At 65.7% G+C, this 16,820-nt stretch carries 9 protein-coding genes; all 9 read left to right on the top strand.

The window, feature by feature from the left end; genetic code table 11:
* The first annotated feature begins 10 nt into the window (after positions 1–10).
* The 9 genes from OU11_RS05035 to OU11_RS04995 all read left to right on the top strand — a co-directional run bounded on the left by OU11_RS05035 (position 11) and on the right by OU11_RS04995 (position 16,820).
* Positions 11–526 (top strand): PH domain-containing protein, encoded by a 516-nt coding sequence (locus tag OU11_RS05035; protein ID WP_033514884.1) that lies wholly within the window; start codon positions 11–13, stop codon positions 524–526.
* A complete protein-coding gene (locus OU11_RS05030) occupies positions 523–2,193 on the top strand; it encodes a PH domain-containing protein (protein ID WP_033514882.1) in 1,671 nt (556 codons plus the stop codon). The genes OU11_RS05035 and OU11_RS05030 overlap by 4 nt, the downstream gene beginning before the upstream one ends.
* Positions 2,190–3,434 (top strand): serine hydrolase, encoded by a 1,245-nt coding sequence (locus OU11_RS05025; protein ID WP_152597072.1) that lies wholly within the window; start codon positions 2,190–2,192, stop codon positions 3,432–3,434. The genes OU11_RS05030 and OU11_RS05025 overlap by 4 nt, the downstream gene beginning before the upstream one ends.
* A gap of 92 nt (positions 3,435–3,526) precedes the next feature.
* Entirely contained in the window at positions 3,527–4,498 is a 972-nt protein-coding gene (locus OU11_RS05020) for a serine hydrolase (RefSeq protein WP_241469800.1), read from the top strand.
* 145 nt (positions 4,499–4,643) lie between these two features.
* On the top strand, positions 4,644–8,861 hold the full coding sequence (locus OU11_RS05015; protein WP_033514878.1) for a PD-(D/E)XK nuclease family protein: 4,218 nt from the start codon (positions 4,644–4,646) through the stop codon (positions 8,859–8,861).
* The gene (locus OU11_RS05010; RefSeq protein ID WP_033514876.1) at positions 8,858–12,763 is read left to right on the top strand and encodes an ATP-dependent DNA helicase; all 3,906 of its coding nucleotides are present in this window, start codon (positions 8,858–8,860) and stop codon (positions 12,761–12,763) included. Before OU11_RS05015 ends, OU11_RS05010 begins: the two co-directional genes overlap by 4 nt.
* Before the next feature lie 193 nt (positions 12,764–12,956).
* Positions 12,957–13,709 carry a 4-hydroxy-tetrahydrodipicolinate reductase gene (gene dapB, locus OU11_RS05005; protein WP_033514874.1) on the top strand — a complete coding sequence of 251 codons (753 nt, stop codon included), beginning with the start codon at positions 12,957–12,959 and terminating at the stop codon, positions 13,707–13,709.
* A 68-nt stretch (positions 13,710–13,777) separates the two neighbouring features.
* The gene (dapA, locus tag OU11_RS05000) at positions 13,778–14,683 is read left to right on the top strand and encodes a 4-hydroxy-tetrahydrodipicolinate synthase (RefSeq protein ID WP_033514872.1); all 906 of its coding nucleotides are present in this window, start codon (positions 13,778–13,780) and stop codon (positions 14,681–14,683) included.
* A 253-nt stretch (positions 14,684–14,936) separates the two neighbouring features.
* On the top strand, positions 14,937–16,820 hold the full coding sequence (locus OU11_RS04995; protein ID WP_052122687.1) for a ribonuclease J: 1,884 nt from the start codon (positions 14,937–14,939) through the stop codon (positions 16,818–16,820).

Genomic DNA, 16,820 nt, shown 5'->3' with positions numbered 1-16,820 from the left:
GATGAGGCGTATGGGCGAAAACGGAACGGATGGTTTGCACACCCAACGGGAATGGCGCTCCTTGCCTGAACGCATCAAACGGGTGTGGCTGCTGCGGTCGGTGTTGACGGACACGGCGGTGGTGCTGGTCTGCGCGGTTTTGGCGAGCATCTTCATCGCCTCCGACTGGTGGGGGTTCTGGCAGGCGCTTGTTCTGGGCCTGATTGCGGCATGGGCGGTGCTTGAACTGGCGACCCAGCCGCTGCAGACCCGATACGCATACAGGTTCACCAGATTCTCCATCGGCGAGCGGGATCTGAAACTGCATACGGGGTGGCTGTTCCGCAAATCGGTGACGGTGCCGTTCAATCGCGTCCAGCATGTCGACACCAAACAGGGTCCGTTACTCCGTTCGTTCGCCATGACATCGGTTAGCGTGCACACCGCGGTGGGCGAGCATGAGATCGAGGCAGTCGATGACGCCGAGGCCATGCGAATCGTGGAGCTGATCACCTCGCGTGTGCTCGCGGTGAAGGAGGACCTGTGAACACGGCGTGGCGCCGATCGCATCCGGTTGCACTGGTGGCCGCGCTGATCGATTCGGTGAAGGATACCGTCGCGCTGATACTCGCCATGCTGGCCATCGCGCTGCCGAATCGTGATGCGCCGATTGTCCTGACGATCATCGGCGTGGTCATCGCGCTGCTGGTGGCGTGCATGCTCGTGTTCCCGGTGCTGCGATGGCTGACCACCAGGTATCGTCTGGACGAAAACGGTGTGACCCAACGCTCCGGGATGCTCAACCGCAAGCGGACGACGATCTCCTACGACCACATCCACGCGATATCCAGCAGTTCGCCGATCTATATGCGGCCGTTCCAGGTCGTGACCCTGGACATCACGGCCGCCGGAGGGGAATCGGGCATAACGCTCAGAGGCGTTCCCTCAAGCGTGCAGTTGGAACTTGAGGTTGCCAGGCAGGCGAGTGGGACGCCCGCGGGTCCCGCGCCTGCGGTGGCGGCGGGAACACGAGAAACGGGAGGCCAAGGCTGGTGCGCGGGGCCCGTGCCCGCGGCGGCGGCCGAGGATGAGGTGCAGGTGCCGGGCGGGCGGCCCGTTATCGAAGGCGAATTGGTGTTTCGTGCCTCCGTGAGGGATATCCTGCTGTTCGCCGTCACCGATCTGGGATTGTTCGCCGCGCTGATCGTGGTCTACGGCTTCATCGAACAGCTGCGCGACGTGGTGCCCGAAGCCATGATGGACAACGCCCAGGATTCGGTCGTTCGATTCGCCACCGGCAGCGTGGTCGCGTTCATCGGAACGGTGGCCGTCGTGTTCGCGGTGCTCGTCGGCGCCAGCATCATCGGATCCCTGCTGCGCTTCCACGGGTTCGAGGTGTGGCGTCGCGGTGGCGATCTGGTCGTGGTGCGCGGCGCATTCACGCGCAGGATCACCACCATCGCCGTCGACCGCATCCAAACCGTGGCCATCCGTCGCACGCTGATACGCCGTGCCCTGCACCTGTGCTCGGTCCGGTTGGGATTGGGGGCGGTCGCCACCGCGGAAGGGGAGGACGCCGATTCCACGGGTGCCGATGTGCTGCCGGTCATCGGCGACGATCGCGTATACGCCGTGCTGCAACGCATGCTGCCCGAATGGGAACTGGTCCCGCCGCGGATGCGGAGAACCGGCCGGGGGCTGCTTCGCTACTACCTGTTCACTCTGCTGGCGGTGTCCACAATCGGTATGGTCGGTGCCGCGATCTGGGCGTTGGCGTCCGGCGACGCCATGGCCTGGCTGTGGATGCTGGCACCTGCGGCGTTGATGGTCTGGTGGGGCTTGTGCCGATGCCTGAAGGCCGCGGCGGAAGGATACATGCTGCCGGACGGCAAGCGCATTGTCGCCGCCGGGGCGACGATGCTGACATTGTTCACGGTATTCACGCGGCGTTCCCGCATCCAGTCGGTGGAACGGTCCACCACGCCGTGGCGTCAACGGCGTGGTGTGGAAAGCCTGACGCTGCCGCTGTTCGTATCCAACGGAATCAATACGCTGCGTTTCACCGCACTGCGGTCAGCCGACGCGGCGACATTGGCGGCATGGGCGGAACATGGTCTCGTCCGCGCCGACACGAGTCCCGGGCGACGTGTCGATGCGGCGGCGGGCGGCATGGTCGATAATGGATACGTTCAGGACGACGAATGGAGGACATGATGATCTGTGGGCGATGCGGCAATGCCAATGACGAGGGCTTCCGGTTCTGCATCTCGTGCGGCGCGCCGTTGACGGCCCCCGCCCAGGGTGCGCCCGAATCGGCTGCGCCGGCGCAGGCGGTGCCTGGCCCGGCCGCACCTGCGGCGGCCTCGCCTGCCCCCGTGGTTCCCGAATCGGCCTCACCGGCCCCTGTGGTTCCCGAATCGGCTGCGCCTGCCTCCATGGAGGCGCCGACGATGATGATGCCCCCGGTGCAGCCGCAGCATTATCCCGGACAGGCGTCCGGTCCGGGATTCGGACCGGTTCCCGGACAGGCGTCGGGGCAGGCCGCGGGGCGACACGGCAAGGGACGGATCGCGATCATCATCGCGGCGGTGCTGGTGGTCGTGGCTTTGGTCATCGCCGGTGTGACGCTGGCGACACGGAACAACCCGTCGGATGGCGGCACGTCCGCGCCGCAGGGACCGTCGTCCTCCAATGGGCAGACGGTTCCGGACGACGAATCCGACGATCGGGACACCGAAGCGTCCGAGGAACAGGATCCCGACGAGGATGAGCAGGGGTTGTCGGCGCGCACGCTGGACCAGGAATCCACCGATCGCATCGTCGATGCGTTCTCGACCACCGATGTGGCCGTGTCGGTGATGACCGAGGACGGCCTGCGCAGCTACTCATCGTCGAACGCCTCGACCATGATGGTGTCGGCCGGCCTGTATCTGCCGGTGTACCTGGCCTATTACGACGCCCATGAGGGGCAGCCCAGCGATGCGGCGGGCGAGATGATGCGTTCGATGGACAATGAGGCCGCCAACCTAGTCATCGATTCGCTCGGCGGCGTGGATGCGGTCGATTCATGGCTGTCGGACAATCAGTACACCACCAGCCGTTTCGAACGTAAATACGGTGATGTGGCCGCTTCGGAGAACGGATACGAGAACTACGCCTCATCGGATGACGCGGCGCGCATGCTGTCTCAGATCGCGGCCGACGGCGCGGACGAGCTGATGTCCTTCGACATCGCCTCCGAAGGCGTGGACGTACCGGAAGGCGCCACGGTGCACGCCCACCGCGGTATGGGCATTCAGGACTCCTACAACTATTTCGTCGTGATCTCCGATGGCCGCTCCAAGGTCGGTGTTGCCGTCATGACCGAAGGCATGGGCCAGGAGCAGGCCGCCGACCTGACCTCGCAGATGTTGGCGACGGTCTGGGACACGATGTTCGAAGGCACCGACCAATGACGGCTGGGCGGAGCGCTTCGGATTCGGACGGCGACCGGACTGCCGGGGCCGGTTCCTCCCGGACCGGTGCGGCGAAGCACGCATCGGCGCGCGTGCGGGGGACAACGGTCGCCATCGTGGCGGCTGCCGTGGCTGTGGCGTTGGTCGCCGCAGGCGGCATCGGTGTGATGGCATGGCGTGGCATGCCGAGCGACAGCGGGGTGCCGGAGCGGCCGGTCGCTGCGGAAGAGGCCGATGCCACGCCAGAACATGATGCCATGCAGCGGCAAGCGGTACCGGATCCGGACGCCGGTCGACTCGTACAGCTCCGGATGGATGCGCTGCGTGACGAATTGGAGACGCTGATCGCCGGGTATTCGGGCAACTGGCAGGTGTACTGCCAGGATCTGGCCACCGGCGCATCGTTGACGATTAACAACCATCAGGGCTATTCGGCGTCGGCGATCAAGCTGTATGTCATGCTGGCCGTCTATCAGCGGATTCATGACGGGGCACTCGCCGAGGACGAGACCATCGACGAACTGCTGCGGCAGATGATCACCGTCAGCTCCAATGAAGCCACGAACACGCTGGTGGACATCATCGGCGGAGGTGACGGCGACACCGGTTTCGCGATCGTCAACGATACCGCGAAACGCTACGGGTTCCAGGACTCGTTCATCACCCAGTACCTCGGCGATATCAGCGGCGACCCGTCGCGGAAACGGACCAGCGCCGAGGACTGCGGCCGGTTCATGGCCGCCGTGTATCGCGGGGAACTGGTCAGCGAAGACGCGAGCAGAAGCATGCTCGACCTGCTGCTGACACAGACCAGAGTGACCAAGATTCCCGGCGGCGTGCCCGAAGGGACGGTGACGGCCAACAAAACCGGCGAGATCGACGGCGTGGAGAACGATGCGGCGATCGTGTTCGCGTCCGCCGACACCTCCGCCGCGATCGACGGCACCGCCACCGAAGGCGATTATGTGTTGACGGTGCTGACCGAGGATGTCCCCGATTCGGAGACGGCGCAGGCCGGGATCCGTGAATTGTCCGGCGTGGTGTGGGAGGCGATGGAGCCGTAGTCCGCGTGGTCCGGCGCGTTGGGACATCAGACGGAATGCCGCCGGAATGCCGATGGGCGTGCCGCTGCGGCATGGCAACACGCTGACGGTGGGTATGAACGGTAGATATCTACCGTTCCGCGTCGAGCGTGGTTAGGCTTGAGCCATGACTGGGACACAGGAACTATGGCAGGCGTTCGACGCGCTGATTGGGGACGGCGAACCCACCGCGCTGCTGGTGGTGGGGCCTCCGCGGTGCGGCAAGACGGAGTTCGCGTTCGAGACGATGATGCGGGTGCTGGAAGGCGGTCATGGCATCGGTGCCATGATGACGGTGTCCGGACGCGTGGCGGCGGACAGGCTGGGCAATCTCGCGATTCGCCGCATCGGTGCATCGATGAGGGCCCGTCCGGTGACGACGCTGTCCGCGCTGGCCTTCGCGGTCATCGCCGATGCCCGTCGGTATGATGACCTGCCTGCGCCCCGCCTGTTGAACGGCGCCGAGCAGGATGCCCTGCTGCGTCGGGTGATGGCACAGCATCTCGGTCATGCCGCCACCGGGGATCTGTGCGATACCTGCCTGCTGCTGCGGGAGTATTTCGCTGACGACCACTGGTCCGAAGCTGTGGCACCCGCACAGGAGCAGACGGATGATGCGACCACGGCCGCCATGTTCGAGCGCGGGGTGTCGTCATCATTCGTTGACCAATTGCGGGATATGCTGGCCCGCATCAACGAGTTGGGCGCATCGTTCGCCCATGAAGACGAGTATCTGGCGGGACTGGGCGGTGCCGGGCGGAACGCCGACCGTATCAGGGTGCAGTGGCGGTTGGCGTTCGCCTTGCGGCGCGAGTATGTGCAGGCCATCGAACGCGCGTATCCGGGGGAATACCGTCTGGATGCCTCGCGTCTGCTGGTTGAGGCGGCTGCGGTACTCAACCGCGTGCGGGACGGGGAGGTGCGGCTGCAGGCGCAGACCGTGCCTTCGGTGCTGGTGGTGGATGACTTCCACGACGCCACGCTGGCTGGGTTGCGGTTCCTCGAGGCGCTGGCGTCTGTCGGCGTGCGGCTGGTGCTGGTCGGGAATCCGGACGAGGCCGTGCAGACGTTCCGAGGCTCCTACCCGGAGTATCTGATGGGCCGCGCGGTGCGTGGGCCGTTGCATGCGATGTTGTTGCGCATGCCAGCGGCTGGTACGGGGGAGTCCGGCGCTCCGGCCTATCGGGATGTGGTGGCGGCGCGCGTCTCGCTGTCGATTCCGTCTCCGGAGCCGGACGATATGCCGATCGCTCAGCGTCCCGGCAAGCTGCCGCAGTATCCGGGGTGTCTGCCCATCCGAAGGCTGGAGGGCTTGCCGGGACAGTCCGGAGATTCCGTGCCTGGTGATGGCACGGTGTGCACGGCGTTGTACCAATCGCCTCGCGAGGAGATGGATGATGTGGTGTGGCGCATGAAGCGCCGGCATCTGGATGAGCATGTCGCATGGAATGACATGGCGATTATCGCCCATGACAACGCCACGGTGCGCGCGTTCGGCGAACGGCTGCGCCGGGACGGGGTGCCGGTCCGGTATTCGTCGGTGACCCGCCCGTTAAGGGAGGAGCCGTTCGTTCAGGGATTGTTCAGTCTGATCGAGCTTGCCCTGCTACGCCGTCGCGGCATCGATGCCGTGGATCTGCCTTGGGAATCGCTGGCCGCCTACGTCCGGGCGCGGGTGAATACGTTGATGTCCTGCCCGTTGATCACCGCGGGAGCGCAGGCAGGAGAGGGCAGGCCTGCACGATTGGAACCGGTGGAATCCGCAATGGGCGCGCTCGAATCATTGACCGCGGTCATCCGGGAGGGCTCGCACGCCCCCGATGGCAACGGCGATGGGCGTGAGGGCGCACGCGAAGGGAATGGCGCGGACGAGAGCGATGGTCGGCATCTCGCCCAGCTCATCGACCGATGGGAGCATTACCGTGACGCGGTGAACGAACGCCGCCGGGGCGCGCAGGGCGCGACCGAGGTATTGGTGGACGATACCGTGCTGACGGGCACGTCCGCAGAGGATGATCTTCCCTTTGGGCAGCGGGCGATGTATCTGATGTTGGCGTTCGATTCGCCCGAAGCCCCCGCGGCACCCGTACTGGAGTCCCTTGGCGCGATTCTGGGGCGTGACCCGCAGTGCGTCGCATTCCAAAGGCTCTGGGACATGGTCGGTCGTGTGGCGGGCGGCATCGACAGGTTGGCCAGCCATGAGGCCCAATACACCTTGGCGTTGGCCTGGGATGAAACCGGTGTGGCTCGTGTCTGGCAGCGCGCCGCATTGCGGAACGATGCGGAGGGGCGCGCGGCCAACGACCGGCTTGACGCTGCGATGCGGCTGTTTCAGCTCGCCTCGAATGGCATGGCGGGCGAGGACATCGTCTCGTTCATGGATCAGGTCCGTTCGATGCAGATCGAAGCGGATTCGCTGGCGCACGTCGGACCGGTCGAACAGGCCGTGACGCTGACCACCCCGGCCGGTGCGGCCGGAAACCATTGGCGGTATGTGTGGCTGCCCGCGGTCCAGCAGGATGTCTGGCCGAATCTCGCGGAACGCGGCACGCTGTTCGGCGGCGAGGATCTGGCGGACCTCATGCTGCACGGGCAGGTGGGTGGCTCCGCGCCGGCGGGATACGACCCCCGCCTGGCGGCCGTGCTGTCCAGCGAGAAGAAGAATCTGCTCGTGGCGGTGACGCGCGCCGACGAGACGCTGTCCATCAGCGCGACATGGAACGAGGATCTCGCGCCATCGGACTTCCTGTACGGGTATCTGCCGGAACGCTTCACCCGCAAGCGTGACGACGTGGTGTTCGCTCACCCCGGCAACGCAGCGACGGATGATGGCGATAGCGCAGACTCCCGACTGGGACTTGACGCCGACCCTCGCGGGCTGGTGACCGCCGCACGCATCGCCCTGGCCTGCCGCGGCGCCGATTCAACCGAAGGCCGTGACGCCGCTGCGGCGCTCGCGTTGTTGGCGGACCATGGGGTGGAATCGGCCGATCCCACGAACTGGTTCTTCACCGACATCTCAAGTCGCAACGATGGCAACGATCAAGACGCTGCAGACGCTCAAGGCAATCGCAGCGACACGGGGACCGGTACCCCGGATGCGGATATGCGGGTGCGTTCCGCATCGGCGGATGAACAGTCTCCGGTCGTGGCATTGTCGCCATCCTCTGTTGATGACCTCTGGGGGTGTCCTGTCTGCTGGCTGTTGGAAAAGCAGTGTTCAGGACCTCAGTCGAGCGGTATGCACGCCGGCTTCGGCAGCCTCATCCACGAGGTGGCGCAACGTGGCAGCGAGGAACACCTCGACATGCCGGGGGGCGTGCCAGGGGAGAGCGCTGAGACGCGCATCACGGCGGTCACGGAACATCTGATGGCGATCTACCGTTCGCTGCGTGGCGATCCGCAGGCCATCGAATCCCCGACGGACCGCTATACGGCGATGACGCTCGACCAGTCGGCCGAAGGCATGCTCACCCATATCGCCTGGTATTTCGTCAACGGGTGCGACAGCGCGTATCCGTTCAGCAACGCCAAACACTTTTCCATCGGCGAGTTGGAGCGCGTGGAATGCGAAGTCGGTTTCGCCGCCCGGTTCAACGCCGACGACATCCTGGCCGCCTATAACGCCATACTGGGCATCGAACCGATGACGCGTGACGAGCTGCTGGCCGTGATGGGCATGATGGTCGGCGGGTGGCCCGAAGGCATGCGGGACGATTTGACGATCCGGCTATCCGGCAGAATCGACCGGCTCGAACATCGCCGGCTTAAGGACGGGCGCGAAGCAGTGCGGCTCATCGATTACAAAACGGGGAATACGCACTCCGTCGCATGGAACTTCAACAATCTGCAGCTGGTCTGCTATCAGCTCGGTCTGGCGTTCCCCGAGGATCGGGGCTGCACCGGACCGTCCCAGCGGATGCCGTACATCGCGCAAAGCGGACTGTTCTTCGTCAAGGAGCACGATGGTCCGGCTAAGAGCTATGAGGTGGAGGGCCTCCACCAGCCGGCATTGCTGTGTAACGGGGGGTGGACCACGGAACCGTATGTCAAGCGAAACCATTATCCGAATCCCATAAAGCTGGATATCCCCGAGCTGCACGAAACCCCGCCCGAGGGTGTACGCCCTGCGGTATGGGACCAGCTCATGCGGTTGCGTGGCACCCAGACGTTGTGGGCGCTGAACATGGTGTCGCGGGTGTTCTACGCGGCCGCGGCCAGCCGGTCGTACCGGCTGCTTGCCCATCCCACATCCGACCATATGGAGAATTGCCGCATGACCCTCAGCTGCCCCGCCTGCGCCGGCCAGCTCAACACCGTATACGAAACGAGGCAAGCATCATGAGCACGTTCATCGACAGCCCGGAACAGGCGCGGGTCATCAACGCCCCGAATGATGACGACATCCTGGTCGTGGCCGGCGCAGGATCCGGCAAGACCTACACGATGACCCGTCGCATCGTCACCCTGATCGGCAACTGGGTGTCCCCGGAGCGCATCCTGGGCCTGACCTTCACCCGCAAGGCGGCGGGCGAGCTGCTGGAACGCGTCTCCGCCGCGGTGACCGATCAGTCGGGGGCTGAGGGAGATGCCGACCGGATGTTCCTCAAACCGACGATCTCCACGTATGATGCGTTCTTCCAGACCATCGTCCGCCAATACGGCCTGCTGGTCGGATTCGATGGGGACACGCAGCCATTGAGCGACGCCGGTGCCCTGCAGCTGGCGGCCGACGTGGTGGAACGGCATCTGGACGAATTGGCGGCTCAGGGGGAGACTGACGGGATCTCCAAACTGGCACGGGATGTGCGGGGTCTGTCCAACGCCATCGCCAGTGCGATGATCGGCCCCAAGTGCCCCGGGTACGCCGAAGCCATCGCCGAGATACGTCGTTGGGATGGTGTGTTTTCCAAACGGGTGCGTGCCGCTCTGGGCGATGAGCCGGTACCGGATTCCTTGTTTACGAAAAAACCTCCAAAGCGCTACAAGAAGTACAGCGAGGAGCAATGGCAGGCCGCATACGAGGAATATCAGGCCAACATCCAGGGCAACTGCGTGTACCGGTGCAACCAACTCGCTCAAACCGCCGAACGGCGCGATATGTTGCTGGATTTGGTCGAGGAATACAATGCGGAGAAGCGGCGTCGCCACATGGCGGAGTTCGGCGATTTCACCATCGCGGCCTATCAGCTGGTCAGCCGGTTCCCCTCCATCGGTCGCCGATATCGGGAACGGTTCTCCCACATCCTGCTGGACGAATACCAGGACACCTCCACCACGCAGGCCATGCTGTTGTCCGCCCTGTTCCACCCTTCGGACGGGGAATCAAGCAGCGCGGTCAGCGCCGTGGGCGATCCGTTCCAGTCGATCTACGCCTGGCGCGGCGCCAGTCCGGGTGCCTTCCGCATGTTCGAACGGGATTTCGGCATGCCTGCCGGCACTGTGCCGTATGCGCTGAGCACGACCCGGCGCAACTCGAGGATCGTGCTTGAAGCGGCGAACGATCTGACGCTGCCGCTGCGCACCATGCCACGCCGCCCGAGCAGCGCCGCGCTGCGTGAGGTCGATGTGCCCGCGCTGGCGAACATCCCCGAGGCCGATCAGGGCACCATCGGTGTGATCGGCTACGGGACACTGGGGCAGCAGATTGACGGCGTCGTGCGCTTCTGCCGTGAGACCATCCGCCGCCACACCGTCATGAAGGACGGCAATGTGGAGCACCGCGGCACCGTGGCCGTGCTGTTCCGTTCCAAGAGCACCATGGCCGAATACCAGCAGGCGCTGGAACAGGCGGGGATGACGACGTTCGTCGTCGGATACTCGGCGGTGCTGGAACGTCCGGAGATCCGCGACGTGCTGGCGTTGCTGCATGTCATCGTGCAGCATGACGACGCGGAGCACCTGATGCGTCTGCTGGCCACGCCCAGATTCCACCTGTCGGGCGAGACCCTGACCCGCCTGGCGGCGCTCGCCGAACGGGAGAACTCGCGGATGCGATTCCGCACGTTGGTCGAGGCCGGCGTGGTGAGCGGCGACTGTCCGCCGGAGGAACGCAACGCGGCCGTGAGGGAGCATCGCGACCAGGTGGCCAATGTGGTGTTCCTCGGCGATGTGCTGCAGCGCGACGATCTGGAACAGCTGCTCGAACGCGAAGGAGGCTTCGACGAGCGCGGCAAGGCAGGGGTGTTGCACGCCGGGGCGGTACTGCGCGCGGTGCAGGCGATGGTGGGCCATCCGTTGGCCGGGGTGATCCGTGCCGCGGTGCGCGCCCTGGACCTCGACATCGACACGGTCGTGGCCCAGGCCATGCAGGGCGGCGAGCAGGCGGCGAACCCCACCGTGGCCAGAATGCCGATGAACACGTTGACCGATCTGGCCGACACCTACATCCAGGAGCTCGGAGACGGCCGTACGCCGACGCTGCGCGGCTTCCTGGCCTGGCTGGACGAGCTGGGCGCCATCGAGGACGAGGCGGCCTCGATGCATGACGAACAGGCCGATGTGGAACTGATGACCATCCACCAATCCAAGGGATTGGAATGGGATGCCGTGGCCGTCGTCGATCTCGCGTCGGGCATCATGCCGGATAACAGCAAGAACGGGCTGCACATCGAGCTGGATGAGGCCCATGCCGGCGGGCTGGTCGATGGCGTGTGGACGCCGCCGGAATATCGGGAGACCAACTCGAAGATCTGGCTGACCGATGCGACAAGCGTGCCGGCCCCGATACGCGTCGATGCGGATATCCTGCCCCGCTTCCCCCACGAGAGCGAACCGGGGGAGGACCCGGTGGAGGCGCTCGCACGCCTGGAGGACGTGGTCCAGATCGACGACGAGGTGTTCGGCTCGTTGCGTGAAGTCGGCGATGGTGTGGAGGACTCGAACCCGGACGGCTGGTATCTCACCCAGCAGCATGAGTACGGGCGTCGTCTGCACGCCGACGAACGGCGATTGGCCTACGTGGCGTTGACACGGGCGCGGCATGACGCCATGCTGTCATACTGTACATACCGGGATCGGGGCCGTGACCCGCGGAACGTTCCCGACGGAAGCCAATCGAAGAAGGCCTCGGTGTTCTGGCAGGAGCTGTATGACGCCCTGCATACGCGGCCCGACGCCGTGCACCAGCCGACCGTCGTGCTCGACGCCGACGACGACACGATGCCGCCCCTGCCCGAAGGATTCTTCGCCGGCGCCCATGCTCGCGTATACGAGGACGCCGTGATCGGCGAGGCCTGGGCCAGCCCGATTGAGCAGTCCGATGAGACCGTCGCTCTGCCGTGGCCGGGCTCGTTGAGCGCCAACACCGCCCAACGGCTGCACGACGGGGCGCTCGCCGTGCATGAACGGATGGCAACCATGCACGGGTCACGTGGTTCGGTCGCAACCTTGGACGAGAAGGCCTTGGACGGGAACGAGGGGGCCGAAGGGCCGCTGCGGCGGCGAGCGCGGCAGCTGACCGAGGATGAGGACCTGATGACCGGCCAACTGACCGGCGACGAACTGGACCGGAACGTCCGGGAGCGCGGCAGACGGCTGTTGGCCGCGGGACGGCAGAGCGTCACCGCATTGCAGGCCGCCGCCGGGGGGATGACGGACCGTGAGGAACGCGCCTACTGGCGCGGCATCGTCAGGCCCATCCCCAATGTGGCCTCGCCGGCGGCCGAGGCCGGTACACGGTTCCATGCCTGGGCGGAGCGTTTCGTCAACGCCGTGGCGGACGGTGCGCCGCCGGACGCGGACACGCCGGCATCACGCCGTGCACTGCTCAGGGAACTTGAGACGGAGGAGTCCCGCAGCGACGGACATCCGGATGCGTTGCTGGTCTGGGAGCGCCGGCTGGCCGAATCGCGATGGGCGTCGCGCGAGCCCGTATGGGCCGAACGGCAGATCGTCGTCGCCATCCCGCAACTGGACGGCAGAATCGTGAACGGCAAGCTTGACGCGGTGTTCGCCGGCGGGCTCGACGCCGGGGATAAGAGCAAACGGTACACCATCGTCGACTGGAAAACCGGGCGGCGGCCGCGCAGCCGTGAGGATGTGGCGCACAAGCTGGTGCAGTTGGACTGCTACCGGCTGCTGCTGTCGGCGGTCGAGGGTGTTCCGTTGGACACGATCGACGCGGCGCTGTACTACGTGAGCGAGCCGGACGAGAAGCTGCGCGAGGTACGTGCGGAGATGAAGACAGAAGCCCAAATCCTCGACGCGTTGCGTCTGGGCGTGCCCGACCAGTCGGACAACGACTAGCGGGAAGCCGCGGGATGTCGTCGGAACGACTAGCGGGAGGCCGCGGGGCGTTTCGCGCGCCGCGATGAAGTGTTCGCGGCGCGCGATAGGCTCGAGGCAGCACAGCAATGGCAAGACACGGTCGCGGCGATTATCGGTGAGATTATCGGCGAGACCGGCAACGACCGTCAATGAAACGGCCAAGGAGGCAACAATGACCAAGGTTTCCGTCGTCGGCGCCAAGGGGCGCATGGGTTCGCATGTGGTGGACGCGGTCAACGGCGCGCCGGATATGGAGCTGGCGCTCGCGCTGGACGCGGGTGACGACCTGCACGCCATCACGCCGGAGAACACCGACGTGGTGGTGGAGTTCACCGTGCCGTCCGTCACGCTGGACAACGTGCTGACGCTGATCGGCCAGGGCGTGGACGTGGTGGTCGGCACCACCGGTTGGACCGAGGAGCGTCTGGCGCAGGTGCGCGAGGCGTTGGCCGCGGCGCCGCGCGCCGATCAGGCCGTGTTCATCGCGCCGAATTTCGCCATCTCCGCGGTGCTCGCCGATCACTTCGCTAAGCTTGCCGCCCCGTACTTCGAGTCGGCCGAAGTGGTGGAGCTGCATCATCCGAACAAGGTCGACGCCCCGTCCGGCACCGCCATCCACACGGCGCAGGGCATTGCGGCGGCCCGTCAGGCGGCCGGCCTAGCGCCGGTGCCGGACCACACCGAAACCGATGGCGGCTCCCGCGGGCAGGTGATCGACGGCATCCACGTGCATGCGGTGCGTCTGCGTGGCCTGAACGCCCATGAGGAGGTGCTGATGGGCAACGCCGGCGAACAGCTGACCATCCGCGCCGATAGCTTCGATCGCATCTCCTTCATGCCCGGCGTGCTGCTGGCCGTGCGCAAGCTGGCCGAAGGCGGACGCGAGGGCCTGACCGTGGGACTCGACAACTTCCTGGACCTGTAAAATCAACGCCGTCGCGGATACCGGACGGGCGGGGCCATGCGTCCCGCCCGCGAAGTACCGTGGACACTATGAGTGACGGTACCATGCATCTTCTTGACTCTGCCCCGTTCGGGCGCATCATCCCGGCGATGATCACGCCGATGAGGGCCGACGGAACTATCGATTTCGACGCCGCGCAGCGCGTGGCCAAACAGCTGGTCGCGGATGGTGCCGACGGCATTCTGGTCAATGGCACGACCGGCGAATCCCCGGTCACCCATATGGATGAGAAGGTCGATCTGGTCCGGGCCGTCAAGGAGGTCGTCGACGTGCCGGTGATCTCCGGCGCCGGCTCGAACGACACCGCACACTCCGTGCGCATGGCCGAACAGACCCAGGAGGCCGGCGTGGACGCGGTGCTCGTCGTGGCCCCCTACTACTCGCGTCCCTCGCAGGAGGGCATTTTCCAGCATTACCAGGCGGTCAACGCCTCCGCCGACAAGCCGATCATCGTCTACGACGTGCCCGGTCGCACCGGCGTGCGCATCCAGCTGGACACCTACCGTCGTCTCGCGGAGCTCGACCACGTCACCGCCGTCAAGGACGCCACCGGAGACATCGCCGGTGCGGTGCGCAAGCGCATGGAAACCGGCCTCGATTGGTATTCCGGCGACGACGGCCTGTTCCTGCCGTTCCTGTCGGTGGGAGCGGTCGGCATCATCTCCGTGATCGCGCACGCCGCGGCCGGCCCGATGCGCGACCTTGCCACCGCATTCGATCACGGTGACATCCACCAGGCGCAGCGTCTGGCCGTGCAGCTCGCACCGCTGGTCGAGGCACTCAACGGCAACGGATTCCAGGCCGTCATGGCCAAGGCCGCACTGAACGTGCGCGGCCTGTTGGACGACACCAGCATGCGTCTGCCGAACGTCGGCCCGGGGGCGGATGAGATCGCCCGCGCCGAGGCCGGCATGCGCGCCTCCGGGCTGCTCTGAACGGTTCGGAGCCCCGGACGCGGCATCGCGCCGCCGGATCGAGTTCGGCCCGCCAGCGTGGAAACGAACTGGCGGGCGCACTGTGTCCGGCGCAGTGACCAAGACCTTGTTCCCGTAGAGGCGGGAACACCAAGATAGAAAAGAACCAATGGCATTAGAAGAAGAACTCGCGGCGCTTGACGCCGCGCAACCCCGTGAAGGCAAGGCCTCCCGCACCCGCACCAACGGAGCGGACCCGGCCGTCGAGGCCATCATGGACGAGATCATCGCCGAGGCCACGGGCAAACAGCCCGCGGCCAACGCTTCCAAGCGCGGCGCGTCAGGCAAGTCCGCCGCCGGCAACGACCAGGGCAAGAAGGCCGATTCCGGTACCGCGTCCCGCAAATCCTCGCCCGCCCGCAATCGTCAGGGCGGCAAGCGCGACGGCGAGCATGACGGCGGCCTGATCCCGCCGCCGAAGTACCGCAGGGGTACGATGCGCATCGTACCGCTCGGCGGTCTGGGTGAGATCGGCCGCAACATGAACGTGGTCGAATACAACGGGCACATCCTGCTCATCGACTGCGGCGTGCTGTTCCCCGAAGAGGAGCAGCCGGGCGTCGACCTGATCCTGCCCGACTTCCACTACATCAAGGATCGTCTCGACAAGGTCGAGGCGCTGGTGCTCACGCACGGCCACGAGGACCACATCGGCGGCGTGCCCTATCTGCTCAAGCTGCGTCCGGACATCCCGCTGATCGGCTCCAAGCTCACCCTGGCCTTCGTGGAGGCCAAGTGCAAGGAGCACCGCATCAACCCGGTCATGACCGTGGTCGAGGGGCGCGACAAGCTCAAGGTCGGCCCGTTCAACCTGGAATTCGTGACCGTCACGCATTCCATCCCGGACGCCCTGGCCGTGTTCGTCAAGACCCCGGCCGGCAGCCTGATCGACACCGGCGACATCAAGCTGGACCAGCTGCCGCTGGACCACAAGATCACCGACCTGGTGGAGTTCGGCAAGCTCGGCGAGCAGGGCGTGGACCTGCTGATGGCCGATTCCACCAACGCCGAGGTGCCCGGCTTCGTCAAGCCCGAGACCACCATCGGCCCGGCGCTCGACCGCGTCTTTGCCGAAGCGACCCGCAAGATCATCGTCGCCAGCTTCTCCAGTCACGTGCACCGCGTGCAGCAGGTCGTGGACGCCGCGCACAAGTATGGCCGCAAGGTCGTCTTCGTCGGCCGGTCGATGGTGCGCAACATGTCCATCGCCGCCGAACTCGGCTATCTGCACATCCCCGAAGGCACCGTCATCGACCTGAAGCAGGCCGCCGACGTGGATGACCGCCATCTGGTCTACATGTGCACCGGTTCGCAGGGCGAGCCGATGGCCGCGCTCGGCCGCATCGCCGACGGCAACCACCGTGACATCACGATTAACGAGTTCGATACGGTGATCCTGGCCAGCTCCCTGATTCCCGGCAACGAGCACGGGGTCTACAAGGTCATCAACAAGCTCGTGCAGATGGGCGCCCGCGTCATCAACAAGGAGAACGCGGCCGTCCACGTCTCCGGACACTGCAACGAGGGCGAGCTGCTGTATCTGTACAACATCGTCAAGCCGAAGTGCGCGATGCCGATCCACGGCGAGAACCGCCACCTGATCGCCAACGGCCTGATCGCCGTCAAGACGGGTGTGGACCCGAACGGCGTGGTGCTCGCCCAGGACGGCGACGTGGTGGACCTCTACCACGGCAAGGCCGCCATCGTCGGCTCGGTGCCGTGCGGCTACGTGTATGTGGACGGCGACTCGGTCGGCGAGCTGACCGACGACGTGCTCGAGAAGCGCCGCATCCTCGGCACCGAAGGCTTCGTCTCCAGCTTCGTGGTCGTCGACACCGAGGCCAGCGAGGTCGTGACCGGCCCGAAGATCTTCCTGAACGCCGTGGCCGAGGACGAGAGCGAGTTCGACAAGGTGCGCCACCAGATCGTCGACCAGCTCGAGGACGCGATGATCCACGGCACCCGCGACACCTACAAGCTGCAGCAGATCATGCGCCGCACGCTCGGCGGATGGGTCGCCCGGCAGCTGCACCGCAAGCCGATGATCGTGCCCGTCGTAGCCGACATCGCCGCCGTTGAGGATTCCAACAAGCAATAA

It is taken from the genome of Bifidobacterium pullorum DSM 20433 (assembly GCF_000771405.1).
Lineage (GTDB): Bacteria > Actinomycetota > Actinomycetes > Actinomycetales > Bifidobacteriaceae > Bifidobacterium > Bifidobacterium pullorum.
This window is presented reverse-complemented; position numbering and strand designations above follow the sequence as displayed.

Coding starts and splice junctions, on each gene's coding strand:
- OU11_RS05035 (WP_033514884.1), top strand. CDS start 11: ATGGGCGAAAACGGAACGGATGGTTTGCACACCCAACGGGAATGGCGC.
- OU11_RS05025 (WP_152597072.1), top strand. CDS start 2,190: ATGATGATCTGTGGGCGATGCGGCAATGCCAATGACGAGGGCTTCCGG.
- OU11_RS05015 (WP_033514878.1), top strand. CDS start 4,644: ATGACTGGGACACAGGAACTATGGCAGGCGTTCGACGCGCTGATTGGG.
- OU11_RS05010 (WP_033514876.1), top strand. CDS start 8,858: ATGAGCACGTTCATCGACAGCCCGGAACAGGCGCGGGTCATCAACGCC.
- dapB (WP_033514874.1), top strand. CDS start 12,957: ATGACCAAGGTTTCCGTCGTCGGCGCCAAGGGGCGCATGGGTTCGCAT.
- dapA (WP_033514872.1), top strand. CDS start 13,778: ATGAGTGACGGTACCATGCATCTTCTTGACTCTGCCCCGTTCGGGCGC.
- OU11_RS04995 (WP_052122687.1), top strand. CDS start 14,937: ATGGACGAGATCATCGCCGAGGCCACGGGCAAACAGCCCGCGGCCAAC.